The organism is Epilithonimonas hispanica, from assembly GCF_003385395.1.
Taxonomy (GTDB): domain Bacteria; phylum Bacteroidota; class Bacteroidia; order Flavobacteriales; family Weeksellaceae; genus Epilithonimonas; species Epilithonimonas hispanica.
On sequence record NZ_QNUG01000015.1, the window covers coordinates 1 to 23,329 of the forward strand.

The 23,329-nt window shown below is 34.3% G+C and carries 18 protein-coding genes and 6 tRNA genes; 8 read left to right on the forward strand and 16 right to left on the reverse strand.

Annotated elements, in window-relative coordinates; genetic code table 11:
- Positions 1 to 300: 300 nt before the first annotated feature.
- The 4 genes from DRF58_RS08570 to prmC all read left to right on the forward strand — a co-directional run bounded on the left by DRF58_RS08570 (position 301) and on the right by prmC (position 3,006).
- Positions 301 to 373, forward strand: a tRNA-Met gene (locus DRF58_RS08570).
- Between the two features lie 340 nt (positions 374 to 713).
- On the forward strand, positions 714 to 1,325 hold the full coding sequence (locus DRF58_RS08575; RefSeq protein ID WP_116034641.1) for an L-threonylcarbamoyladenylate synthase: 612 nt from the start codon (positions 714 to 716) through the stop codon (positions 1,323 to 1,325).
- Positions 1,326 to 1,393: 68 nt separating this feature from the next.
- The gene (yaaA, locus tag DRF58_RS08580; RefSeq protein ID WP_116034644.1) at positions 1,394 to 2,155 is read left to right on the forward strand and encodes a peroxide stress protein YaaA; all 762 of its coding nucleotides are present in this window, start codon (positions 1,394 to 1,396) and stop codon (positions 2,153 to 2,155) included.
- Positions 2,156 to 2,157: 2 nt separating this feature from the next.
- Positions 2,158 to 3,006: a peptide chain release factor N(5)-glutamine methyltransferase gene (gene prmC / locus DRF58_RS08585; protein WP_116034784.1), complete on the forward strand. Its 849-nt coding sequence runs from the start codon at positions 2,158 to 2,160 to the stop codon at positions 3,004 to 3,006.
- A 224-nt stretch (positions 3,007 to 3,230) separates the two neighbouring features.
- On the opposite strand, the gene DRF58_RS08590 is transcribed toward prmC, so the two are convergent.
- From DRF58_RS08590 to ychF, 7 genes are all read right to left on the reverse strand, one after another.
- Positions 3,231 to 3,872, reverse strand: coding sequence for a rhomboid family intramembrane serine protease (locus tag DRF58_RS08590; protein WP_116034647.1), 642 nt, complete (start codon positions 3,870 to 3,872; stop codon positions 3,231 to 3,233).
- Between the two features lie 23 nt (positions 3,873 to 3,895).
- Positions 3,896 to 6,469, reverse strand: a complete 2,574-nt coding sequence (locus DRF58_RS08595) for a DNA gyrase/topoisomerase IV subunit A (protein ID WP_116034649.1) — start codon at positions 6,467 to 6,469, stop codon at positions 3,896 to 3,898.
- Positions 6,469 to 6,969 carry a hypothetical protein gene (locus DRF58_RS08600; protein ID WP_116034651.1) on the reverse strand — a complete coding sequence of 167 codons (501 nt, stop codon included), beginning with the start codon at positions 6,967 to 6,969 and terminating at the stop codon, positions 6,469 to 6,471. Before DRF58_RS08600 ends, DRF58_RS08595 begins: the two co-directional genes overlap by 1 nt.
- A 46-nt stretch (positions 6,970 to 7,015) precedes the next feature.
- Positions 7,016 to 8,911, reverse strand: coding sequence for a DNA topoisomerase IV subunit B (locus tag DRF58_RS08605; RefSeq protein ID WP_116034653.1), 1,896 nt, complete (start codon positions 8,909 to 8,911; stop codon positions 7,016 to 7,018).
- Positions 8,912 to 9,072: 161 nt separating this feature from the next.
- Positions 9,073 to 9,837: an SDR family NAD(P)-dependent oxidoreductase gene (locus DRF58_RS08610; protein ID WP_116034654.1), complete on the reverse strand. Its 765-nt coding sequence runs from the start codon at positions 9,835 to 9,837 to the stop codon at positions 9,073 to 9,075.
- Between the two features lie 128 nt (positions 9,838 to 9,965).
- Complete coding sequence (locus DRF58_RS08615; RefSeq protein WP_116034656.1) at positions 9,966 to 10,763, reverse strand: T9SS-dependent choice-of-anchor J family protein; 798 nt, start codon at positions 10,761 to 10,763, stop codon at positions 9,966 to 9,968.
- Between the two features lie 86 nt (positions 10,764 to 10,849).
- A complete protein-coding gene (ychF, locus tag DRF58_RS08620; RefSeq protein WP_116034657.1) occupies positions 10,850 to 11,941 on the reverse strand; it encodes a redox-regulated ATPase YchF in 1,092 nt (363 codons plus the stop codon).
- A gap of 144 nt (positions 11,942 to 12,085) precedes the next feature.
- On the opposite strand from ychF, the gene DRF58_RS08625 reads away from it, so the two are divergent.
- Positions 12,086 to 12,382, forward strand: a complete 297-nt coding sequence (locus tag DRF58_RS08625) for a hypothetical protein (protein WP_116034659.1) — start codon at positions 12,086 to 12,088, stop codon at positions 12,380 to 12,382.
- On the opposite strand, the gene DRF58_RS08630 is transcribed toward DRF58_RS08625, so the two are convergent.
- From DRF58_RS08630 to DRF58_RS08660, 7 genes are all read right to left on the reverse strand, one after another.
- Complete coding sequence (locus DRF58_RS08630) at positions 12,360 to 14,387, reverse strand: recombinase (RefSeq protein ID WP_116034661.1); 2,028 nt, start codon at positions 14,385 to 14,387, stop codon at positions 12,360 to 12,362. The two genes, DRF58_RS08625 and DRF58_RS08630, sit on opposite strands and share 23 nt — an antisense overlap.
- Before the next feature lie 16 nt (positions 14,388 to 14,403).
- Positions 14,404 to 15,051 carry a monofunctional biosynthetic peptidoglycan transglycosylase gene (mtgA, locus tag DRF58_RS08635; RefSeq protein WP_116034663.1) on the reverse strand — a complete coding sequence of 216 codons (648 nt, stop codon included), beginning with the start codon at positions 15,049 to 15,051 and terminating at the stop codon, positions 14,404 to 14,406.
- Between the two features lie 191 nt (positions 15,052 to 15,242).
- Positions 15,243 to 15,316 (reverse strand) — tRNA-Arg (locus DRF58_RS08640).
- A gap of 34 nt (positions 15,317 to 15,350) precedes the next feature.
- Positions 15,351 to 15,425: transfer RNA gene (locus tag DRF58_RS08645), tRNA-Pro, on the reverse strand.
- Positions 15,426 to 15,512: 87 nt separating this feature from the next.
- Positions 15,513 to 15,586 (reverse strand) — tRNA-Arg (locus tag DRF58_RS08650).
- A gap of 35 nt (positions 15,587 to 15,621) precedes the next feature.
- A tRNA-Pro gene (locus DRF58_RS08655) sits at positions 15,622 to 15,696 on the reverse strand.
- A gap of 18 nt (positions 15,697 to 15,714) precedes the next feature.
- Positions 15,715 to 15,801: transfer RNA gene (locus DRF58_RS08660), tRNA-Ser, on the reverse strand.
- A gap of 133 nt (positions 15,802 to 15,934) precedes the next feature.
- On the opposite strand from DRF58_RS08660, the gene DRF58_RS08665 reads away from it, so the two are divergent.
- Together DRF58_RS08665 and DRF58_RS08670 are read left to right on the forward strand one after the other, a co-directional pair.
- Positions 15,935 to 16,942, forward strand: a complete 1,008-nt coding sequence (locus tag DRF58_RS08665) for an N-acetylmuramoyl-L-alanine amidase (protein WP_116034664.1) — start codon at positions 15,935 to 15,937, stop codon at positions 16,940 to 16,942.
- Positions 16,943 to 16,960: 18 nt separating this feature from the next.
- Positions 16,961 to 17,506 carry a hypothetical protein gene (locus DRF58_RS08670; protein ID WP_116034666.1) on the forward strand — a complete coding sequence of 182 codons (546 nt, stop codon included), beginning with the start codon at positions 16,961 to 16,963 and terminating at the stop codon, positions 17,504 to 17,506.
- Positions 17,507 to 17,558: 52 nt separating this feature from the next.
- Here the strand turns inward: DRF58_RS08670 and prmA are convergent, their stop codons facing one another.
- Positions 17,559 to 18,386 carry a 50S ribosomal protein L11 methyltransferase gene (gene prmA, locus DRF58_RS08675; protein WP_116034668.1) on the reverse strand — a complete coding sequence of 276 codons (828 nt, stop codon included), beginning with the start codon at positions 18,384 to 18,386 and terminating at the stop codon, positions 17,559 to 17,561.
- Between the two features lie 130 nt (positions 18,387 to 18,516).
- Positions 18,517 to 20,316, reverse strand: coding sequence for a TonB-dependent receptor plug domain-containing protein (locus tag DRF58_RS08680; protein ID WP_116034669.1), 1,800 nt, complete (start codon positions 20,314 to 20,316; stop codon positions 18,517 to 18,519).
- A gap of 186 nt (positions 20,317 to 20,502) precedes the next feature.
- Here DRF58_RS08680 and uvrA point away from each other — a divergent pair, with 186 nt between their 5' ends.
- Positions 20,503 to 23,292, forward strand: coding sequence for an excinuclease ABC subunit UvrA (uvrA, locus tag DRF58_RS08685; RefSeq protein ID WP_116034671.1), 2,790 nt, complete (start codon positions 20,503 to 20,505; stop codon positions 23,290 to 23,292).
- Positions 23,293 to 23,329 lie beyond the last annotated feature (37 nt).

Genomic DNA, 23,329 nt, shown 5'->3' on the forward strand with positions numbered 1-23,329 from the left:
GAAATTCATAGACAAATATCTGATTATCAGATATAAATATACAAAAAATAACAATTATAACCAAAAAAAATCCGCCTCAAGTTGTGAGACGGATTCTTTTTTTTATTTTAAAACTAAGACTCATCTGTAGAATTTAGTTACAATATCTTCTCGAAGATTTTGCTAATTAAGCAGATTATTGATTATCAGCAAAATTTGCTTAATCTGCAAGAATTTTAAATTCATAATTCAAGTCACTAAAAATAAAACTCCAATTCCCTTGACTTATATTGAAAAAGTCGTATATTTGCAGAACAATATCGCGAGGTAGAGCAGTAGGTAGCTCGTCGGGCTCATAACCCGGAGGTCGCACGTTCGAGTCGTGTCCTCGCAACAATTTAAGAGAATCAAAAATTTTGATTCTCTTTTTTTTTAGTTAATTGTTACAACATTTTGATTGAAATTTTAACAACAGTTTTCTAATAAATCATTTCGAAACTGTATTTCATTATAATATTTTACATCCTCACAAATAAGTTTTTTTAGAAAGGTCAAGCAAAATAGATATTAAAAGATATTGAATTGGTAATAAATCAGTAAATAAAATCTTTGTAATAAGGATAAATAGAATTTTTCTCATTTTATTTAATTTTAAAACTCCAAAGTAATATCAACACCATTTTTTAAACTTTTTGCTAATTTTTTAAAATAACTTTAAATTTGTACCTTTGATTATGGCAAAAATCTTAAGAATATACCCGCAAAATCCGCAAGAAAATTTAATAGACGAAGCCGTAAAAGTCCTTCAAAACGGTGGCGTTATTATTTATCCTTCGGATACGATTTATACAATTGGCTGTGATATTTATAATCACAAAGCAATGGAAAGACTTGCTCAGATAAAAGGAATCAAGATTGACAAACATAAATTTTCAATCATCTGTAATGATCTAAGCCATCTTTCTGAGTTTACAAAACCGATAGAAACATCTACTTTTCGTTTTCTGAAAACGCATCTTCCCGGAGCATTTACTTTCATTCTGGAAGCGAACAGAAATCTTCCTACTTCTTATAAAGGACATAAAACAGTTGGTATCAGAGTTCCAGACCATATCGTTCCGCAATTGATTGTAGAAAAATTAGGACATCCGATTGTATCAACTTCAATCCACGATGATGATGAGATTTTGGAATATTCTACAGATCCGGAATTGATTGCTGAAAAATATGACAAATTGGTTGATATCGTCATCGATTCGGGTTATGGAGACAACACGGCTTCCACAATTGTAGATTTGACTTCTGGAGAACCCGAGATTATCAGACAAGGGAAAGGAGTTTTGTAAAGAATAAATAAAAGAGCTTCGAGAGCCTCAGCCTGACAACAAACAATTATCAACCGATAACAACAAAAATGAAATTCATAACATCGCCTGCAAAATTGATGAATGTAGAAAACTCTACAGAATTCCTAAAAAGTACAACGCCGAAATTCATCAAGTATTCAGAATTTATCCAATCTTTTTTAAAAGAAAAATCACCTAAGTTCTTGGCAGAATTAATGGAAATTTCTCCAAAACTGGCAGACGAAAATTGGGAACGTAATCAAAAATGGACTTCAAAACCAACCGCTAAAAACTCAGCGCCTGCAATGTTTGCTTTTACAGGAGAAGTTTACAGAGGTCTGGATGCACCAACTTTGGACAAAAATGCGGTTGATTATCTTCAGAAAAATTATAGAATTTTATCTGGACTTTATGGACTTTTGAAACCTTCGGACAAAATTATGTTGTATCGTTTGGAAATGGGAAGACCTTTCCAGTTTGATTCTTATAAAAACATCTATGAATTCTGGGCAGACAAAGTGACGGAACAATTGAATTCTGAGCTTAAAAAAGGAGAATTGCTCATTAATCTTGCTAGTACAGAATATTTTAAAGTCATTAATAAAAAATCTTTAAAAGCAAAAGTTATCGATTTTGAATTTAAACAAATTCAGCCTGATGGAAAACTAAAAACGATTGTTGTTTATACCAAACACGCTCGTGGTTTGGTTTTACGTTTTTGTGCAGAAAATCAAGTTCAAACTTTGGATGAACTGAAAGCTTTCAATTACGAGAATTACTTATTTGATGAGAAACTTTCGACTGAAACTAACTTGGTTTTTACAAGATAATGATGAAACTTTCTGAAATCAAAACTATTTTTCAAACCGAACTTTCTGAAATCTATTCAAAATCTGAGATTGAGGAATTGTTCTCTATTTTTTGTGAACATTTTCTTGAACTGAATAAAATTGAATTGAGACAAAATCTTGACAAAGAATTATCTGAAAATGATTCTAATAAATTTTTAGAAACCATTTCGGAATTGAAAACCCGGAAACCTTTCCAACAAATTCTTGGCGAAACAGAATTTTATGGAATGAAATTCTTTGTCAATGAACACGTTTTGATTCCAAGACCAGAAACTGAGGAATTGCTGGAATTAGCGATTCAAAAGATTCAAGATTCAAGATTCAAGGTTCAAGGTTTAAAAATACTTGATATTGGAACCGGAAGCGGAATTATTCCGATTGTTTTAAAGAAACATTTTCCGGAAGCTGAAGTTAATTCTATTGATATTTCTAAAGATGCGTTAGAAATTGCGAAGAGAAATGCTAATTTTCATAATCTTGAAATCAATTTTGTAAATAAAGATTATCTGAATGAAAGTCTTGATGATATTTATGATGTCATTATCAGCAATCCTCCTTATATTGGAATTGAAGAAAATGTAGACATCGAAGATTCAGTCAAAGGTTTTGAACCTAATTTGGCGCTCTTCTCTCCTACTTCTGATGCTTTGATTTTCTACAGAAAAATTGCAGAAGATTGCAAGAATCATCTTTCCAAAAACGGAATGGTTTTCTTGGAAATCAATCAGAAACTGGGAAAAGAAACTTTGGAGTTGTTTCTGAATTTTTCTGAGTCAGTTTTACTTAAGGACATTTCTGGAAATGACCGGATGATTTTTGCACGAAAATAGTTGTGAACACAAAGCTCCTAAAGGCTTTTAATACTTTCTGCTTTAAGTTCACAAAATTGCTTCGCTTATAAGAGATTTTATTTGGATTTTTTAATCTGGAAAAGAATTACAAAACCTCAACATAGCCCCGATGGTAGCGGCATCCTTTTTTGCAAAAAAAAGATATAGCGGACAGCGGGTGAGATAAGTTCTAAAAAACGGTAATCGTCTTGCTCCTAATAAAATTATCCAATTCTTTTTTTAACAATAATCTCGTAAGCTAAATAAATGAGTGGCAATGCCATAATCCCAATGTAAATTGCATTTTGCAATGCAAATTCTGGATAAACTGCAACGGCATAAACCAATCCGAAAAATGCACCTCCAAGATGTGCAGCGTGACCGATATTGTCATTCATTCTTGGATTAAGCATCATATAAACAGAATATCCGAAATAGAGTGCACCGAACAAAAAACCTGGGATAAACCAGATTTCGATTTCTCTGGGCGCAAGAGCCACGGCAGCAAACAAAACACCTGAAACTCCCCCACTAGCTCCTATTGCGGAATAAAAAGGAACTTTTCTGTAATGATACAAGCAAAACAAATTTCCCAAAATAATGGAACCTATGTAAATAATCAAAAATCCGTAAACCTTGAAACCAATTAATGCAATCGGCGCAAATATGTAAAGCGTGTACATATTGAAAAACAAATGCATCCAATCTCCGTGTAGGAAACCGGCTGATAAAAGTCTCAGATATTCTTTTCGTCTTTGAACACTTCCGACCTCAAATTTATATTTTTGGAAAAATTCTGGTTGTTGAAAACCTATGTAACTGATTACACAAGTAATAATGATTATGATTAATAAAACGATGTTCATTGTTTAAAAAATTGATTGTGTTTTTAATTTTCTTCTTCAAAAAGACTGCCAATACTTCCACCTTCGTCATCCAGATCCTCTTGTATTCTTTCTTCTATTTCTGGTTCTTCTTCGACAACTTCTGGTGGTTCAGGAATGGTGATATTGATATTTTTGACTTTGTCTTTTGCCAATTGATTACCAATCGCTTTGATACCTTTTACTGTAATAAACTCATCCAAATCAAAAGTTTCTGGATCTTTTTGTTTCCCTTTGATTACTGGATAGACCAATTCTGCAATGGCCCCAACTTCTGTTGTTACAAATTCTAAGAAAGACTTTGGATTGTCGTTAGCAAAGAAAGACTGGACATTTGGTGTATTTTCCAAGAGGAAACGTTTCACAAAATATTTATCTTTTTCTCCGTCAAAATAGATACAAGTTATCGGCTGCTCTGGTTTCCATTTTTCTAAGATTAGATAATCGTCATCAAATCGATTCATCAAATCGAAAGAAACCAATTTTGCCTCGCCTTGAGAATTGATAGTCAAAATCTTATTATCCCCTTTGAAACTTCCCAACAAGGTTCCTCTTCCATCCGCATTAAGACGTCTTACAGAATCATCAAACCAAATTTTTCTAGGTGCTAATGTTGAAACCCCTTCTTCTTTTAGGTCTACTTTTTTGACCGCATACTTGGTTACAAGATTTCCTTTAGAATCACGACCTTTAATTATTACATCAGAGAAATCGATATCAATTTTATTCTTCCTGACTCTTGCATTTGGCTTCAACAAAACAGAAACAACTTCTGCTTCACCATTTGGATTAGCCGAAAAATAGAGCATTTCTGAATATTTTTTATCCGAAGCTAGTTTATAATCTGTATTTCTGGTAACTCCTGTCACAGAAAACCGTTTCATATAATAAGGACCTTCCCTACCTTCGCGATAAATCATGTTGTAAACCGTGCGCTTGTCGTTCTTTTTCCAGACTGCAACGTGAACAATGTTTTTTCCGATAAAAGTTTTAGCTTCAACTTTCACCACCTTCATTGTTCCATCTTTCTGAAATGTGATGATGTCATCAATATCGGAACAATCGAAGAGATATTCGTCTTTTTTGAGAGAAGTTCCTATAAATCCTTCTTCCCTATTGACATAGAATTTTTCATTAGCAACCGCAACTTTTGATGCATCAATTGTATCAAAAATTCTTAGCTCGGTTCTTCTTTCTTTTCCTTTTCCGTATTTTTTCTGAATATTAGTATAATAATCTATGGCATAAGTGATAAGATTAGCTAAATGATGTTTCACTTGCTCAATCTTACCTTCCAAGGCTAGAATATTTTCTTTGAATTTATCTAAGTCAAAACGAGAAATTCTCTTGATTCGGATTTCGGTTAATTTAATAATATCTTCTTCTGTAACATCTCTCAAAAGATGTTTTGTATGAGGCTTTAAACCTTCATCTATTGTTTTAATCACATCTTCCCAAGATTTCACTTCCTCGATATCGTGATAGATTCTGTTCTCGATAAAGATTCTTTCTAATGAAGAAAAATGCCAACTTTCTTGCAACTCATGAAGTTCAATTTCTAGCTCTTTCTTTAGTAAAGAAACTGTATGATCTGTATTATGTTTCAGAATCTCAGAAACTGATAAGAACATTGGTTTGTCTCCAACAATCACGCAGGCATTTGGCGAAATTGGGACTTCACAATCTGTGAATGCATAAAGCGCATCAATGGTTTTATCTGGTGAAACATCCGGATGGAGATGAATATTAATCTCTACATTATCCGAAGTATTGTCCTCAATTTTTTTGATTTTGATCTTTCCTCTTTCGTTGGCTTTCAAAATACTATCAATAAGATCACCGGTATTCTTGGAAAAAGGAAGTTCTGTAATTGTAAGTAAATGCTTTTCTTTTTGCGAAATTCTTGCTCTTGCTCGGATCTTTCCGCCTCTTTTACCATCATTATAATTGGAAACATCCAGCATTCCGGCAGTCAAAAAATCTGGAAAAACTTCAAATCTTTTTCCCTTGAGATAAAGAATAGAAGCTGTGATCAATTCGTTAAAATTGTGAGGCATAATCTTGGTAGAAAGCCCAACTCCAATTCCCTCAACACCTTGTGCAAGTAGCAATGGAAACTTTACAGGAAGATCAACAGGTTCATTATTTCTTCCATCATAAGATTTGGTCCAGTGGGTTGTTTTTGGGTTGAAGACAATATCTAAAGCTAACGGTGTCAATCTAGCTTCGATATATCTCGCAGCAGCAGCAGAATCACCTGTGTAGATATTCCCCCAGTTACCCTGAGTATCAATTAATAATTCCTTTTGCCCAATTTGCACCATTGCATCGGTAATAGAAGCATCGCCGTGTGGATGATATTTCATCGTATTACCAACTATATTAGCAACCTTGTTATAACGACCGTCTTCCAACTCTCGCATAGAGTGCATAATCCTACGTTGAACTGGCTTGAAACCATCAAAAATAGATGGAATTGCTCTGTCTAATATTACATAAGATGCATAATCTAAAAACCAATCTTTATACAGCCCCGAAACTTTTTTCAGGCTCTCTTCGTTATGTGTACTTTCTTCCATTAATCTGTTGCTGTATTATCTTCGTGCACGTTTTCCTTATTCAATTTTAAGACTTTGTTCAAAGAAAATTTCAAATCTTTCACCTGCTTTTTGTTCAGAAAAGAAATATCATATTTTAAGATTACAACGTGTGATTTCTTACTGTTAATATAAATATATAACTTCTTAAAAAAAAACACATTAACTAAATTAAACTTAATCAATTTATATTTCGGAAATTCATCTTTTGCATTCTTTTTGGACAATAAATATAAGATATGATTATTTCTAAAATTAAGTGCTTCCCCATCACTATCATATTCGAACACCGGTTTGCCTAGAAGATAAAGAAAAAGCGACATCAAAGCTGGAAATGCCAATAAAACCCAAGCTTTCCTTCCAAAAATATCAAACTTATTAATCTCTAAAATGTATGCAATAATTCCTAATATAAAAACAATCCCTGCCAGTGAATATATAAAACTATAAACAGGAACTTTATTTCTATTACTTAATCTCATTTGTGTGTGTTTTATGTTTTTAGTTTTTATAATTGATTTTCATCTTCTAAGTTTCTATCTCGAGAGCTTCTTTCTTATCAATATCACCTTCTTCAACCACTAGATTATCCAAGATAAACAATTGTCTATCTGGCGTATTTTTTCCCATATAGAATTCTAAAAGCTGCGTAATGGTTTGATCTTTCCCTAAAACCACAGGCTCCAATCTAATATCTTTCCCAATGAAATGTTTGAACTCATCCGGAGAAATTTCTCCCAAACCTTTGAATCGTGTGATTTCCGGATTTTTTCCAAGTTCATTCAATGCCTTCAATCTCTCGGCATCGGAGTAGCAATATCTAGTTTCTTTTTTATTTCTAACACGGAAAAGCGGCGTCTGTAAAATGTACAAATGTCCATTTTTAATCAAATCAGGAAAAAATTGAAGGAAGAATGTAATCATCAACAATCTGATGTGCATCCCGTCAACATCGGCATCGGTTGCTATTACAACATGATTATAACGCAAGTCTTCCAAGCTTTCCTCGATGTTAAGTGCCGCTTGAAGAAGGTTGAATTCTTCATTTTCGTAAACCACTTTTTTTGTCAATCCATAGCAGTTCAGAGGCTTTCCCTTTAATGAAAAAACAGCCTGCGTTTCCACATCTCTAGACTTTGTAATAGAACCAGAAGCAGAATCTCCCTCGGTTATGAAAATCATTGTCTCAGATTTTCTAGTTGCCTTTTGGTCGTTATAATGATGTCTGCAATCTCTCAGTTTTTTATTGTGAAGCGATACTTTTTTAGCTCTTTCTCTTGCTAATTTTTGGATTCCGGAAAGTTCCTTTCTTTCTCTTTCGGAAATTAATATTTTACGCTGAATAGCTTCTGCAATCTCAGGGTTTTTATGAAGAAAATTATCTAATTTATTCTTCAAATAATTGATAACAAAAGTCTTAATCGACTCCAGCTCTTTCCCATCTTTATCCTGTCCCATTGTTGTAGAACCCAATTTGGTCTTGGTTTGGGATTCAAAAACAGGATTACCAACGTTGATGTAAACTGCACCGATAATAGCTTTTCTAATATCAGTAGCTTCAAAGTTTTTATTGAAAAATTCTCGGATAGTTTTCACATAAGCTTCTTTAAAAGCATTAAGATGCGTTCCTCCTTGTGAAGTATATTGTCCGTTGACAAAAGAAAAATAGGTTTCAGATTGAGATTTGTCGGAATGCGTAATCGCCAATTCCATATCTTCATCTTTAATGTGGATGATCGGATAAACAATTTCGCCATCAATTTCTTCTTCCAATAAGTCTTTCAAACCATTTTGAGATTCGAAAACTTCTCCGTTGAAATAGATTTTTAAGCTTAGATTGAGATAAGTGTAATTGCGGAGCATTTTCTCCACATACTCATTTCTGAATTTGAAGTTGACAAAAATGCTGTTATCTGGTGTAAAGGTGATTTCCGTTCCATTTCTTTCGGAAGTTTCGGTTTCATCGTGTAAAACATCCAATCTCCCTTCACGGAACTCGGCAATTCTCATTCTGCCTTCACGAACCGATTTAACTCTAAAATATGTCGATAAAAAGTTAACTGCTTTTGTACCAACCCCATTCAAACCGATGGATTTTTTGAAAGCACCGTCATCATATTTCCCTCCAGTGTTCATTATGGAAACAACGTCCACAATTTTCCCCAAAGGAATTCCTCGACCGTAATCACGAACAGTTACGGTTCCGTCTTTGATTTTTACGTCAATTCTTTTTCCGGCTTTCATCCTGAATTCGTCAATGGAATTATCCAAAACTTCTTTCAGTAAAATATAAATCCCGTCATCCACAGATGAACCATCTCCCAACTTCCCAATATACATCCCGGGGCGTAATCGTACGTGTTCCCTAGGTTCGAGCGTTCGTATGTTATCTTCGGAGTAATTCGGTTGTAAATCTTGTGACATAGATGAAAAATCAGTAAACAGACAAAATTAGGAAATTGAAGCCAAAAATCCGAATTTTTTATTTTAAATATCCGTAAATCATCTCAATTATTATTTGGATTTTCACAAAAGAAAAAGATGACTTAAAAAGCCATCTTTTATTTCAATTTAAAACTTGATTTTTAGAAAAACATTCCGCCAGAAACTTCAATTCTTTGCGCTGTAATCCATCTCGCTTCTTCTGTACAAAGGAAAGCAACTACACCTCCAATATCATCCGGCAAACCTGCTCTTCCCAAAGCTGTATTAGAAACAACCAAAGCGTTCATATTTTTATCATCCCTTGTTCTTCCACCTCCAAAATCTGTTTCAATAGCACCTGGTGCAACTGCATTCACTTTGATTCCTCTTGCTCCCAGTTCTTTCGCCATATATTTGCTCAATTGGTCAATCGCCGCTTTCATAGAACCATAAACAGATGAGCCCGGCAATGCAAATCTAGCAAGACCTGAAGATAAGTTCACGATTCCTCCATTATCATTAATGAAAGGTAAAAACTTCTGCGTCAAGAAAAACACACCTTTGAAATGAATATTAACCATATCATCTAATTGTTCTTCTGTAACTTGTGTAATAGGTTGATATAAAGCAGTTCCAGCATTATTGATTAAGAAATCAATATTTCGACTGCCTGTATTTTCTTCCAAATGGTCACCAACTGTTTTTACAAAAGCATCGAAACTTTTCACATCTTTCGTATTGAGCTGATAAGCAATTGCTTTTCTTCCCAAAACGACAATTTCCGCAACTGTTTTATCCGCTTCTTCTTTGTTGATATTATAAGTGATAATTACATCCAATCCTTTTTCTGCAATTTTGATGGCTGCATTTTTTCCTAAACCACGACTTCCGCCGGTTATTAATGCCAATTTTGTTTTTGTACTCATTTCTTTACTTGTTTTTTGATGGGACAAAGTTCAGACAAATTGATTCAGACAATTTTACTCGAATTGGACTGAATTTTAATATTAAATATAAAAAAAAACGCTCCTGTGTGCGAAAGCGTTCTTAAATTTTATTTCTTGATTATTTTTTTGGAAATAATTTGCGAATCTGTATGGACATTCAAGATATATTGTCCTACAGGAAGCTTTCTAACGTCTGCTTCGGAAGATTGACTTTCAAGAACCATTTTTCCATTCATATCAAAAATTCTGATTTTTAGGATATTCTCAACACCTTTGATTTTTATGAAATCTGATGTTGGATTTGGATAAACCTGAGCATTTATTTTATTAGCATCAGAAACCGCTAATTTTCCCTCCTCAACTATTTGAATATTATCTAACATTAAAACTAAAAGATCTGTGCAATCATAATGTCTGAAAACAATTTGAATATTTTGTCCTGCAAAATTTGTTATATCTACATTTACATGTTTCGCTTCATCCATATATCCTGCATCCAAAGTTTCCTCAAAAACAGGGTTTTCAGTTCCCGTAAAAGTAGAATTTGCAGCAATCACATAAACAGCATAATGCTCTTGAAAGACTTCATCATCAAAAGCACCAACATCAAACTTAAGATTCAAATGTTTATCCGAATTATTTGGCAAGGTAATCACTGGACTTGTTAAAGTATTATCCGGCGTAAAAGCTTCAAAATACCACGACCAAGAAGTAGCATAATATCCAGTAAACGAATCAACAGTACTATTATCAAATTCCCATTTTTGCTCATCGCCATCTCTATCGGTATTAATCCAAGAATTCCTTCCGGTTTCTGTTTCAAAATCTTCGTTAAAAACCACTGTTTGTGCAGACACAGCAAAACTTGATATCAACAAAGAAGCAAAAAGTAATTTTCTAATCATAAATTCTATTTTTAATTCTCGCTAAAATACAAATAAAAAACTCCCGAAAATTCGGGAGTTTCTATTTTATAATGATTAAAATCTACTTATACATTGAATCTGAAATGCATCACATCACCATCTTTCACGATATATTCTTTTCCTTCAACTCTCATTTTTCCGGCTTCTTTTACTTTAGATTCTGAACCGTAATTCACAAAGTCATCATAACCAATAACTTCAGCTCGGATAAATCCTTTTTCAAAGTCTGTATGAATCACACCAGCAGCCTGTGGCGCAGTTGCACCTTGATCAATTGTCCAAGCTCTAACTTCCTTAACACCGGCAGTGAAATAAGTCTGTAATTTCAACAAGTCATAAGCTTTTCTAATCAATCGGTTAACACCAGGCTCTTCCAAGCCAAGCTCATCCAAGAACATTTCTCTCTCTTCAAAAGTTTCCAATTCATTAATATCAGCTTCGATTTGAGCAGCCAAAACAACAACTTCAGCATTTTCGCCTTTTGCCATTTCTTCGATTTTTACAATCCAATCGTTCCCGTTTTTGATAGAATTTTCATCTACATTACAAACATAAAGAACCGGCTTATTCGTCAACAATTGAACTTCTCCAATAATTGCTTTTGTAAAATCATCTGTTGCAAATTCTCTTGCGTTTTTTCCGTCTTCAACAAATTTTTGAAGATTTTGTAAAGTTTCGTAAGTCAGAACATCTTCTTTTTTTCCGGATTTGATGAATTTTTTAGCCTTTTCAACAGCTTTTCCAATCGTTTCCAAATCCTTCAACTGAAGTTCTATATCAATGATTTCTTTATCTCTAAGTGGATCAACAGAACCTTCTACGTGAACAATATTTCCGTTATCGAAACATCTCAAAACGTGAATAATTGCTTCACACTCACGAATATTAGCCAAAAACTGATTTCCAAGACCTTCACCTTTACTTGCTCCTTTTACCAATCCAGCAATGTCCACAATTTCTACAACCGCAGGAATTACTTTTTCCGGATTAATCAATTTTTCAAGTTCAAAAAGTCTTTTATCTGGAACAGAAACCGTTCCTAAGTTAGGCTCAATCGTACAAAACGGATAGTTTGCAGACTGTGCTTTGGCATTACTAAGACAATTAAAAAGAGTTGATTTTCCTACATTCGGAAGACCTACGATTCCACATTTCATAAAAAAAGGTTTAAAGTTTAAAGTTTTGAGTTTAAGGTTTTGATGTCATTAACTTTGAACCTTAAACTTTGAACTTTCAGCGTGCAAATATACTATTTTTGAATTTGAATTTTCTACTTTTACATCCTTAATTAAAATCAAAAAATGGGCAGAAAAAAACGCGAATTTCAATCTTCGGAATTACTGAATTCTTTTGCTAAAATCTATGGTTTTGAAGATAAATTGAAAGCTTTCGAAATCAAGGATTTTTTACAAAATTATCTTTCGGATGCGCTTTTTTCTGAAATTGAAACCGTCAACCTAAAAGAAAAAGTTTTGGTTTTGAGAATCAAATCTCCTCTATTGAAAAATGATTTCCGGATGAGAAAATCATTCTTTCTGAAAAAATTCCAAGAAGTATTGAAAGATGAGTCTTTGATTAATGACCTTCTGATTTTGTAGAAACTTCTTCAATCATCTTCTTACTTTTTTCATCAAGCAAAGACCTTAGAGGAAAGAAAAACCTGAATGGATTCCGGATAAAATATCGAAAAATCTCTCCAAAAATCTCTCTAGCCTCACTCATTTCTACTTTTCTGGAACGGAATGCCAACAACATTGACAACCCAAAGCTGACAATAAAGTTGAAGAATCCAATAATAAAAACTGTAACAAAGGAAATCCAGAATGTGTAAGAAGTTACTACAAAATCTTTCCCATAAAGTCCTAATGCAAAATTCCCAGCCGCAAACGTAATGTGACGAATATCTAAATCCAGACCTAGAAAAAGTCCAATCGGAGCGGTTGCACCAAGAAAAACCCCGAACCAAAAATTAGAAATAATTCCTGCCCAATTTTTAGAATAATAAACGGATAAACGTTTTGCAATCTTTTGTCCAAAGAAATAATTGATAAAAGGATTCTTTTCAATTCTCTTCGGAATTTGAAAAAACACTGAATTATTACTGATATTCCCGGAAATCACACCCGAAATAAAGAGAAAAACTCCAGCAATAGAAGCATGTAAAATCGCTTTGGATTGGAACGGGTCTAAGTCATACAGTAACTTAGTCGATTTATCGAAGGCAAAATTTTGTTTGAAAAGTATTTCTAAACCATAAATGATAATCAAAGAAACCGGAAAAGACAACAGAACATTCCCAACAAATGCAATAAACTGTGACCTAAACAATTGTGAAACAACATGAGCAAACTCTACATACGTACTTCTACTACTACCTTCCGAGAGAACTTTCGCCATTGTAGCAGCCGTCATTGCAGGTTGCTTGGTCGCTAGAGTAAAGTGCATCAGATAAATCATCACAAATCCCATCGCATAGTTCATAGAATACAAAAATGCATGCGCAAAATCGCTCGTATCAATATAACCATAAAGCATTTTCAAAACACAAAGTGCTCCAACAATCACACCTCCTCCCGATGCTTTCCAAAACATCTTCATATAAGATTTGAAAGTCGAAGTAATATAATGCGTTCCCATCTCTGCTGTGTGATTGGTAATGAGATGCGACATCAATCTTGTACTGTCCGAAACTAAATCCTGAAGATTATTCTTATGAGATTTGTACTTTAAAATATTGAAAAATAATTGCTTGGAATTAATCAAATAATCTTTTTCTTTGTCAATCACGAACAACTTGATAATATCAGACATCCTTTGTAATTGTTGTCTGATTTTCAGTAATGACTGATTGGTCTTGCTGGAAATACCATATTTTGAAGAGTTCTTGAAAGCAATATTCACGAATTCCAAACATTGGTCGAGATAGACTTTGGTTTGTTTATAAACTTCATCATTGGAAGTGAATTTGAAATCAGGGTTCTCCTTGAAATCAGCATTCAATATGTCTAATTCGTTTTGTAATGCTAAAAATGGATTATCAAAATTCCTATATTCCGGAGCCATTTTCACAACCTCAACATCCAGTGCGTTTCCGATTACTCGCCACGCCAAGATATTAAGAGAAAAGAGCATTTCGTTTTTAACGTGTTGGGAATTAATATACTTGTCAATTCTCAACAATTTGAAAAGCTCATCCATTTTATCCTCTGCAGAATTTTGGAAAAACTCGAGGTCTTTTTTTGGTGTTACTAACACATTATCTACCAAATACCAAACAGTATTTTCGTTTTCGATTGGCGGTAAAATTTTATTAAGAACTCGTTTTTTGAACTCAGGATAGAAGGCATTTTCCGAAAGGATGTCTGCTTCTGTCAATGACAAATTAAAAGGTTTATCCTTGAAGACATTATTAATATAGTAAATCAGATTTTCCCTTATCTTGTCATTATCTTTGAGATACGCAGTAAAAACACCTAAATCATCTTTCTTTAGGCTTACAATAATTTCGGATAAAGGTAACAAAGATTGGGTTTCGTTTTGTTCTGAAAAATAATTTTTCAGAATTGTACTGAAGCTGTCTTTTTTAGTTAATCTAATCGCCATATCCTTACAAAAGTAATCATTTCAGAACAATATTGTTCATCTGGCGCATAATCCAACCATGCTTTTTTCTAAGATATGGTGTAGGATTTTTTGGGTCGTACTTTTTAGGATTCGGTAAAACGGTCGCAATCCAAGCCGCTTCACTTTTTGTGAGGTCTTTTGCTGGTTTATTATAATAATACTGTGACGCAGCCTCTATTCCGAAAACACCTTGTCCCATTTCTATAGAATTAAGATACCTTTCCAGAATAACATCTTTGCCCCAGATTTTTTCGATTATAAATGTATAAATCACTTCCAAACCTTTTCTAATCCAACTTCTGCCTTGCCAAAGAAAAACATTTTTTGCAGTTTGTTGCGAGATTGTACTTCCCCCTCTCACTACTTTTCCTTTCTTATCGTTCTTCTTCATTGCCTTTTCGATTTGTTTATAATCGAAACCATTATGTGTGAAAAACAATTGGTCTTCAGAAGCAATCACAGCTTTTTTTATATTACCACCCATATCATCATAGGAGATATAATCACGCTCTAATTTTCCATATTTTACCAATCCTCCTATTTGTGTAAAGGTTATTGGTGGATTAAAGAATATCCCGAAAATAACGAAAAGTATATTCGCTAAGATTAAGAATAAAAACAATTTTTTGACAAGCTTCCACATTGCTAAAAGAAATTTTAAGCGAAATAAAACAATTTTTCTGTCTCATCAAAATCAATTAGGTAATTAAAGAAGACATGAGTACCAAATATTATTAAAAAATAATTAACAAATAATTATTTGAAAACAGAAAATAGAAATCTAGTTTTGAAATATAAAAAAAACTCACAACTAAAATAATTGTGAGTCTTTTGTGAGCGCGAAAGGATTCGAACCTTTGACCGTCTGCTTAGAAGGCAGATGCTCTATCCAGCTGAGCTACGCACCCATTTGTAATTTTTTCAAAAATTACTAAAACTTTGTCGGGGCGGCAGGATTCGAACCTGCGACCTCCTGGTCCCAAACCAGGCGCGATGACCGGACTACGCTACGCCCCGAGCATTAAGTTAATATTTTAAATCAAATTGATAAATAAATATTAGCTTTCGATATAAAAAAAGAGATCAAGAATGACCTCCATTTTGTGAGCGCGAAAGGATTCGAACCTTTGACCGTCTGCTTAGAAGGCAGATGCTCTATCCAGCTGAGCTACGCACCCATTGCAATTTTTTTTCGAAAAATCACTAAAAATCGTCGGGGCGGCAGGATTCGAACCTGCGACCTCCTGGTCCCAAACCAGGCGCGATGACCGGACTACGCTACGCCCCGAGTAGTCATCTTTTGTTGCGGAGAGTAAGGGATTCGAACCCTTGGAACCGTTTCCAGTTCGCTTGTTTAGCAAACAAGTCCTTTCGGCCTCTCAGGCAACTCTCCTTGCAGTTTCCGAGATATATTCTATTCCGTTATTGCGAGTGCAAATATAGAAGACTTTTGCGTAACTACCAAAAAAAATTATTTATTTTTTTTCATATTTTTGAATCGAAAATATAACCTAAAATAGACACGAATGCGTAATTCATTATATCTCATAACCTTAGGATCATTAATTATTTCCTGTGGTTCTCAACAAAAAATTGTAAAAAGTAAAACTCCAGCTCTTCCGAGTGCTCCAAAACCGGTGATTACTCAGAAAAAACCAGAAATCAAGGAAGATGAAGGTGAATATTACAAAGTCAATATTGCGGACATTACAAAAAATGATAATACGATAAGTTATGGCTCTATCGTAAGCGCAAATCCTGCAGGTTACAAAGTCACAAAGAATTATTTTCCTGCCATTGGACAAAACTTCCGCCAGAAATATGTGATTCTTCATTATACTGTACTTAATGATGAGAAATCAATTTCCACATTGACCCAGCAATCTGTGAGTGCACATTACCTTGTAAGCACCCTACCAGATAAAGAAATTTACCAAATCGTGGATGAAAACAAAAGATCTTACCACGCAGGCGTTAGTAATTGGAGAAAAGATCAAAACCTGAATGATACTTCTATTGGAATAGAAATCGTGAATCTGGGTTACACAACGGATTCTCTGAACAACCGTGTCTTTTATCCTTATCCCGAGGAGCAGTTCAAGAAAGTTGGAGCTTTGGTAAAGAATATCGTGACCAGATATAATATTCCGCCAACTAATATTCTAGCGCATTCTGATATTGCACCAATTAGAAAGCAAGATCCAGGACCGCTCTTCCCTTGGAAAAGATTGTACGACGAGTATCAAGTGGGAATGTGGTATGACGAAACAGCGAAACATACTTTCCTCAATCAAATACTAACAACCAACGATATTAGCTTACAATACTATAATCCGGAATTTGTGTCTAAAATCCAGCAGCAATTAGTCCAGTTTGGATATAAATTAACGGTGAATGGTGTTTGGGATAAAACAACCAAACAAACAATTGAGGCTTTCCAATTTCATTTCCGCCCGAGCAATTACAGCGGTATTATGGATGCAGAAACGTGGGCTATTTTGCAGGCTTTGATTCAGAAATATCCGCAGAAATAGTCATATAAAATATATTTTATGAGAAATCATTTCTTTAATTTTTCAATTCTATTGATAACATCATCCATATTCAGTTGTAATAAGATTGAAAAACAAGTTAATGATGAAAGCGAGCTTGTCCCATCAAAATATATTGAACAAAATCAATCTGACACATTAAAAGAACCAAATTATATCGCAATATTTGACCAAGATTCGAAGAAAAAAACTAAACTTTCAATAAACGAACTGAGAATTATCAATCATAATCTAATTAAAGGAGTTAATGATTATAACGATAAATTAAAAATCAGATTAGAGAAATGGAATAAAGAGAGCAAAACATCAACTTTAGATTTCGAAAAAGAAAAACTAAATCTAAGATATTTTTATCGACAGTATTTTGTTTCCACAAACGAATCAGGAGATAAAATTGTAAATGTGTTTTGTTTTTGTGTTTATTACGATGATGATTGGAGAAAGAATCAAGTCTATGTAATGGATGGTGGAAATTGCTATTTGAACATTACAATTAATATTACTAAAAATAAAATAGAATATTTCGGAACCCACGGAGAAGCATAGCATAGAAAAGCCTCGAAAAATAATTTTCGAGGCTTTATTACATTAAGAAATCTTACTTACTCAACAACAAAGAAACCCATTCTTCTCTTTGGATTTTCTTTTCGAGTCTTAGATTTTGTTCTGTACAGACTTCCAAAATATCATCGACATCAAAGAAACACAATCCTGACAACAATAATTTCCCGCCATCTTCCAAAACGGAAACATAAGTCGGAATATCGGAAATCAGAATATTTCTATTGATGTTAGCTAAGATAATTTCGAATTTTTCTTTTCCAAGATTATCAGCAGTTCCAAGTTCAATATCTAATTCTACATTATTACGTTCTGCATTTTCTTTAGAGTTTTCTACAGACCATTCGTCAATATCGATGGCTACAGTTCTTCCTGCTCCTTTCTGCTTAGCAAAAATCGCTAAAACCGAAGTTCCGCAACCCATATCAAGAACTTTTTTGTTCTCCAAATCCATATCCAACATCTGCTGAATCATCAAATGCGTCGTAGGATGATGACCTGTTCCGAAAGACATTTTTGGCTGAATCACAATCTCGTGCATATTGGGGTTTGGTTCGTGAAATTCTGCTCGGATAAGGACTTTATTTTCAACATTTATTGGAGAGAAATTCTTCTCCCATTCCTCGTTCCAGTTGATATTTGGCATTTCTTCGTAAGAATAATGTACTTCAACATCCGGATTTTGAAATAGTGAAATATTTTTCAATTCTTCTTCTTTGAAAAGGTCTTTTTGAATATACCCTAAAATCCCGTCATATTCTTCGGTGAAGCTGTCAAAACCGATTTCTATCAGTTCTGCCATCAATATTTCGTTCCAAGGTTGGAGAGGTTTTATTTTGAAATTAAATTCTAAGTAAGCTGCCATTTTTGATTTTTTGCAAATTTAGTTCATTTTAGAAACTATTTAAACTTCTTTGAAAAATTAAACCACATAGACACATAGTTTTTAAACAGTTCAAATAGTTTTCCCTATGTGTCTATGTGGTTAATAAGCTTTATTTCATTTTAATCTGATAAGTAAATCCTAAGTGAAACCATCGTCCAGGCATTGGAACCAGATTGGTTTCTACATATTTTGTATTCGTCAGGTTATTGATTAAAACATAAAAATTAAGGTCTTTGATTCGGAAATTAAGTTGTTCATCCAAAACATTATAACTTCCAAGATTCACACGTTCCGAATATTTATAAATCAATTGATTGCTGAAAAATTTCAAAAACTTAACATCTAATTGCGCTACAAACTGATGTTTCAGATTTTGCAATGCATATCTGGAAAGCTCCTTATTTTTATATTGATTATCAAGATAGGTATAACTCAATCTATAATTTAGAAACGGAAATAATTGATGTTTGAATTCTGTTTCGAAACCTTTGAGATGAATCTTTCCAACATTTTCCGCTGTCCAAGGACTTTCTTCTGTTGGTTTAAGCCAATCAATACCGTCGTTGGTATTTCTAATAAAACCACTCGCTTTCGCTAAGATTTTTTCATTCTGGAATCGATAGCCTAATTCTGATGAAACAGCACTTTCCGGAACCAAATTTGGATTTCCAATTTCTGTCGGACTCACATAATAAAGGTCGGTAAAAGTTGGAATTCTGAAACCTTTAGAAACAGCTCCAAAAACCTTATGATTCGGATTAAAGATAAAACCAACATCCACTCCCGGATAAAGAAAATTATCACCAGAATAATTCGCCCAACTCGCCCCAGGATTGATTTCTAATTTCTGATTAAAGAATCGGAATTGATGGTCAAAAAACACCTGCGTCACATCTCTTTCTCTATCTCCGAGATTACTACTTACCAAAAATTCTTTTCTGTAATCCACCCCAATACTTGTAGTCCCAACCGAAGATTCATAAGAAGCATTCACAGTTCCACCAACATTATTTCCGATGTGCATATTTCTGTAACCAGCCGGATTTGAGCGCGTGTAGAGATACATATCTTGTCCTCTTCTCCAATAAACACTCGAATTAATTGATAAGTTATTGAACTTCTGCTGATATTGTAAACTTACAACAGAAGCCTGCGTTTCTTCATATTGATTAATAGCCGATGGCGATGCATAAAAACCATTCGCACCAAATTTCTTCTCAGAAAAACCAGCTTGCAAACTAAGACTTCCATCATTCAATTTTAATTTATTTTGATAGAAGAAGTTTCTGATTTGATAATCTGTATTGAAACGATAACCGTCGGAAGCACCATTGCTTATTGAGAAAAGATTCGTGAATTTCTCCGAACCAAAGGTTGCAGAAGCTGACAAATCATAAGTTTTGAAATCGCCACCTTGCGCTTTTATCGTTACTTGTTCTTCGGAAGAAGTTTTAGTAACGATGTTAATTACACCAGCGTAAACATTCTGTCCGTAAAGTTTTGCCGATGAGCCTTTAATAATTTCAATTCGTTCAACTGCTGAGATATCAAACGGAATATTAAACGTATTATGACCAGTCTGCGAATCGTTCATTCTAATGCCATTTACCAAAATCAAAACCTGTTCAAAAGAACTTCCTCTAATCGTAATATCGCTCTGAACACCATTAGAACCTCGTCTTTTGATATCCAACCCGGAATGAAATTGCAACAATTCATCAATGCTAGTTGCCGGACTATTTTGGATTTGTTGTTTCGTTATAACGACTACATTTTCATTAACATCGTTATAAGGCGTTGATAAAAAACGACCTTGTAAATTAACTTCATCAATCTCTTTTTCCTTGTTCTGAGCTATTGTATTAATAGACAATACGCAAATTGACAAAGCTGTAATAGTTCTTTTCATATTTAATTTTTATTAGTTCAAAAGATTATTCTCACAGTTTAAATTTCCCTTTTGAATAATTGGGCGCAAATTTAGAAATTAACATTAATCTGCAATCAAATTAATTGAGAAAACTTAAAATGTTAATTTGAAAACTTATCTCAAATCGATTTAATTTTTCGTAAATTTGTTGGTCTTATTTTTACTATGGCTACAGCTTCTGAAATCGATATCAAAAAATATATTTTCGTTAAAAACGCACATCTTAACAACCTGAAACACATCGACGTTCTGATTCCAAAGAACAAACTGATTGTTATCACAGGTGTCTCCGGAAGTGGTAAATCGTCGCTCGCTTTTGACACGATTTACGCTGAAGGACAGAGAAGATATGTGGAAAGTTTGAGTTCCTATGCACGTCAGTTTTTGGGTAAATTAGAAAAACCGAAAATCGATGATATCAAAGGTCTAGCACCTTCTATTGCGATTCAGCAGAAGGTAATTTCGTCCAATCCGCGTTCTACAGTTGGAACTTCTACGGAGATTTATGATTATCTTAAATTATTCTACGCCAGAGTTGGAAGAACTTTTTCGCCAATTTCGGGAGAAGAAGTGAAGAAAGACAGCGTAACCGACGTGATTGATTTCATCAAGAATTCTAAAAAAGACTCTACTTTTTTACTGTTAGCGCCTTTGACATTTGAAGTTAAAACATTTGCAGAATTACTGAAAACCCTTAAAGTTTCAGGATTTACAAGATTGGAAGTTAACGGCAATGTTGCAGGAATCGAGGATTTGGAAAGTTTCGGATTCACGCCGGAAAAAGATATGACAATCAATCTCGTGATTGACAGATTCAGTTATGAGGAAGATGAGAATTTCTTGCAAAGATTGGCAGATTCTATCCAAATGGCTTTCTACGAAGGTCACGGCTATTGTTCACTTAAAAATACAGACACAGGAAAAATCCGTGAATTTTCTAATAAATTTGAATTGGACGGCATTGTTTTCAACGAACCGAATGTTCATTATTTCAGTTTTAACAATCCTTATGGCGCTTGTCCAACTTGCGAAGGTTACGGAAAAGTGATTGGAATTGATGAAGATTTGGTGATTCCGAATAAAAATTTGTCGCTTCACGAGGACGCTGTTGCTTCTTGGAAAGGAGAAAGTATGAGCGAGTGGAAAAAGGAATTTATGAAAAAAGCCAAAGATTTCCCTATTCATAAGCCTTATCATCAACTCACCAAAGAACAGAAACAATTGCTTTGGAGAGGCGATAAAACCAGAAGTTTTCCAAGCATTGACAACTTCTTCAAAATGCTGGAGGAAAATCTTTACAAAATCCAGTATAGAGTAATGCTTTCTCGCTATCGTGGAAAAACAGGATGCCCAACTTGTGAAGGATTAAGATTGAGAGAAGAAACAAGCTGGGTAAAAATTGACGGACACAATATTCAGTCTTTGATTGAATTACCTTTGGACGAATTGCTTCCATTAATCAAAAATTTTAAACTTAACGACCACGATAAAGAAATCGCCAAACGTCTGACTTACGAAATTGAAACAAGACTGGAATTTTTGACTAAAGTTGGTTTGGGTTATCTGACCTTAAACCGGACATCGAACACACTTTCCGGAGGAGAAAGTCAGAGAATCAATCTGGCAACAAGTTTAGGAAGCTCGCTCGTTGGTTCGATATATATTCTGGATGAGCCAAGTATTGGTTTGCATTCCCGAGATACTGAAAATCTGATTGGCGTTTTAAAACAACTTCGAGACCTTGGAAATACCGTAATCGTTGTAGAACACGATGAAGATGTGATGCGAGAAGCAGATTATGTCATCGACATTGGTCCGGAAGCGGGTTATCTTGGTGGTGATTTGGTTTTCAGTGGTAATTATAAAGAAATGCTGAAAGCTGATACTTTGACCGCAAAATACTTGAATGGCGATTTGAAAATCGAAGTTCCAAGCAAACGAAGAAAAACAAAAGAATTCATAGAGATAAAAGGTGCTCGTCAAAATAACTTGAAGAATGTTGACGTCAATGTTCCTTTGGAATGTCTGACGGTGATTACAGGTGTTTCAGGAAGTGGAAAATCGACTTTGATGAAAGAAGTGATGACAAATGCCATCCAAATTCAGTTGGGAATGGGTGGAAAAAAAGCGGATTATGATTCTGTGACTTTCCCTTCAAGATTGATTCAGAATATCGAATTAATTGACCAAAATCCTATTGGAAAATCGTCACGTTCCAATCCTGTAACGTATTTAAAAGCTTATGATGACATCCGAGACCTTTTCGCCAAACAAAAATCAGCGAAAGTTCAAGGTTTGAAGCCGAAACACTTCTCTTTCAATGTGGATGGCGGAAGATGTGACGAATGTAAAGGAGACGGTATCATCACAGTTTCGATGCAGTTTATGGCAGATATTGAGCTGGAATGTGAACATTGTCACGGAACGCGTTTCAAAAAAGAAATTCTCGAAATCAAATACGACGAAAAAAACATTTCCGATATTCTTCATATGACAGTAGATGAAGCGTTGGAATTCTTCAAAGAAAACCACGAAGAAAAAATCGCTACAAAACTGAAACCTTTGCAAGATGTTGGTTTAGGTTATCTTCAGTTGGGTCAGTCCTCTTCTACTCTTTCCGGTGGAGAAGCGCAGAGAGTTAAGCTGGCATCTTTCCTTGTGAAAGGTGTGACGACGGAAAAAACTTTGTTTGTTTTTGATGAACCTTCAACAGGATTGCATTTCCACGATATTCAAAAATTGTTGAAATCGCTTCAGGCATTGATAGAATTGGGACATTCGGTGGTTGTGATTGAGCACCAGCCTGACATTATAAAATGTGCCGACCACATTATCGACGTCGGTCCAAATGCCGGAAAATACGGTGGAGAGATTGTTTTTACGGGAACGCCGGAAGATTTGGCTAAAGAGAAAAAGTCTTTTACTGCGAAGTATATTGCGGAGAAGTTGAAGTAATAGAATCTAAGTAAATAATAAAACCAAAGTCGAAAGC

Coding starts and splice junctions, on each gene's coding strand:
- DRF58_RS08680 (WP_116034669.1), bottom strand. CDS start 20,316: ATGAAAAGAACTATTACAGCTTTGTCAATTTGCGTATTGTCTATTAAT.
- DRF58_RS08665 (WP_116034664.1), top strand. CDS start 15,935: ATGCGTAATTCATTATATCTCATAACCTTAGGATCATTAATTATTTCC.
- DRF58_RS08630 (WP_116034661.1), bottom strand. CDS start 14,387: ATGGCGATTAGATTAACTAAAAAAGACAGCTTCAGTACAATTCTGAAA.
- prmC (WP_116034784.1), top strand. CDS start 2,158: ATGAAACTTTCTGAAATCAAAACTATTTTTCAAACCGAACTTTCTGAA.
- DRF58_RS08600 (WP_116034651.1), bottom strand. CDS start 6,969: ATGAGATTAAGTAATAGAAATAAAGTTCCTGTTTATAGTTTTATATAT.
- prmA (WP_116034668.1), bottom strand. CDS start 18,386: ATGGCAGCTTACTTAGAATTTAATTTCAAAATAAAACCTCTCCAACCT.
- DRF58_RS08595 (WP_116034649.1), bottom strand. CDS start 6,469: ATGGAAGAAAGTACACATAACGAAGAGAGCCTGAAAAAAGTTTCGGGG.
- DRF58_RS08590 (WP_116034647.1), bottom strand. CDS start 3,872: ATGAACATCGTTTTATTAATCATAATCATTATTACTTGTGTAATCAGT.
- ychF (WP_116034657.1), bottom strand. CDS start 11,941: ATGAAATGTGGAATCGTAGGTCTTCCGAATGTAGGAAAATCAACTCTT.
- DRF58_RS08670 (WP_116034666.1), top strand. CDS start 16,961: ATGAGAAATCATTTCTTTAATTTTTCAATTCTATTGATAACATCATCC.
- uvrA (WP_116034671.1), top strand. CDS start 20,503: ATGGCTACAGCTTCTGAAATCGATATCAAAAAATATATTTTCGTTAAA.
- DRF58_RS08625 (WP_116034659.1), top strand. CDS start 12,086: ATGGGCAGAAAAAAACGCGAATTTCAATCTTCGGAATTACTGAATTCT.
- DRF58_RS08615 (WP_116034656.1), bottom strand. CDS start 10,763: ATGATTAGAAAATTACTTTTTGCTTCTTTGTTGATATCAAGTTTTGCT.
- DRF58_RS08605 (WP_116034653.1), bottom strand. CDS start 8,911: ATGTCACAAGATTTACAACCGAATTACTCCGAAGATAACATACGAACG.
- mtgA (WP_116034663.1), bottom strand. CDS start 15,051: ATGTGGAAGCTTGTCAAAAAATTGTTTTTATTCTTAATCTTAGCGAAT.
- DRF58_RS08610 (WP_116034654.1), bottom strand. CDS start 9,837: ATGAGTACAAAAACAAAATTGGCATTAATAACCGGCGGAAGTCGTGGT.
- yaaA (WP_116034644.1), top strand. CDS start 1,394: ATGAAATTCATAACATCGCCTGCAAAATTGATGAATGTAGAAAACTCT.
- DRF58_RS08575 (WP_116034641.1), top strand. CDS start 714: ATGGCAAAAATCTTAAGAATATACCCGCAAAATCCGCAAGAAAATTTA.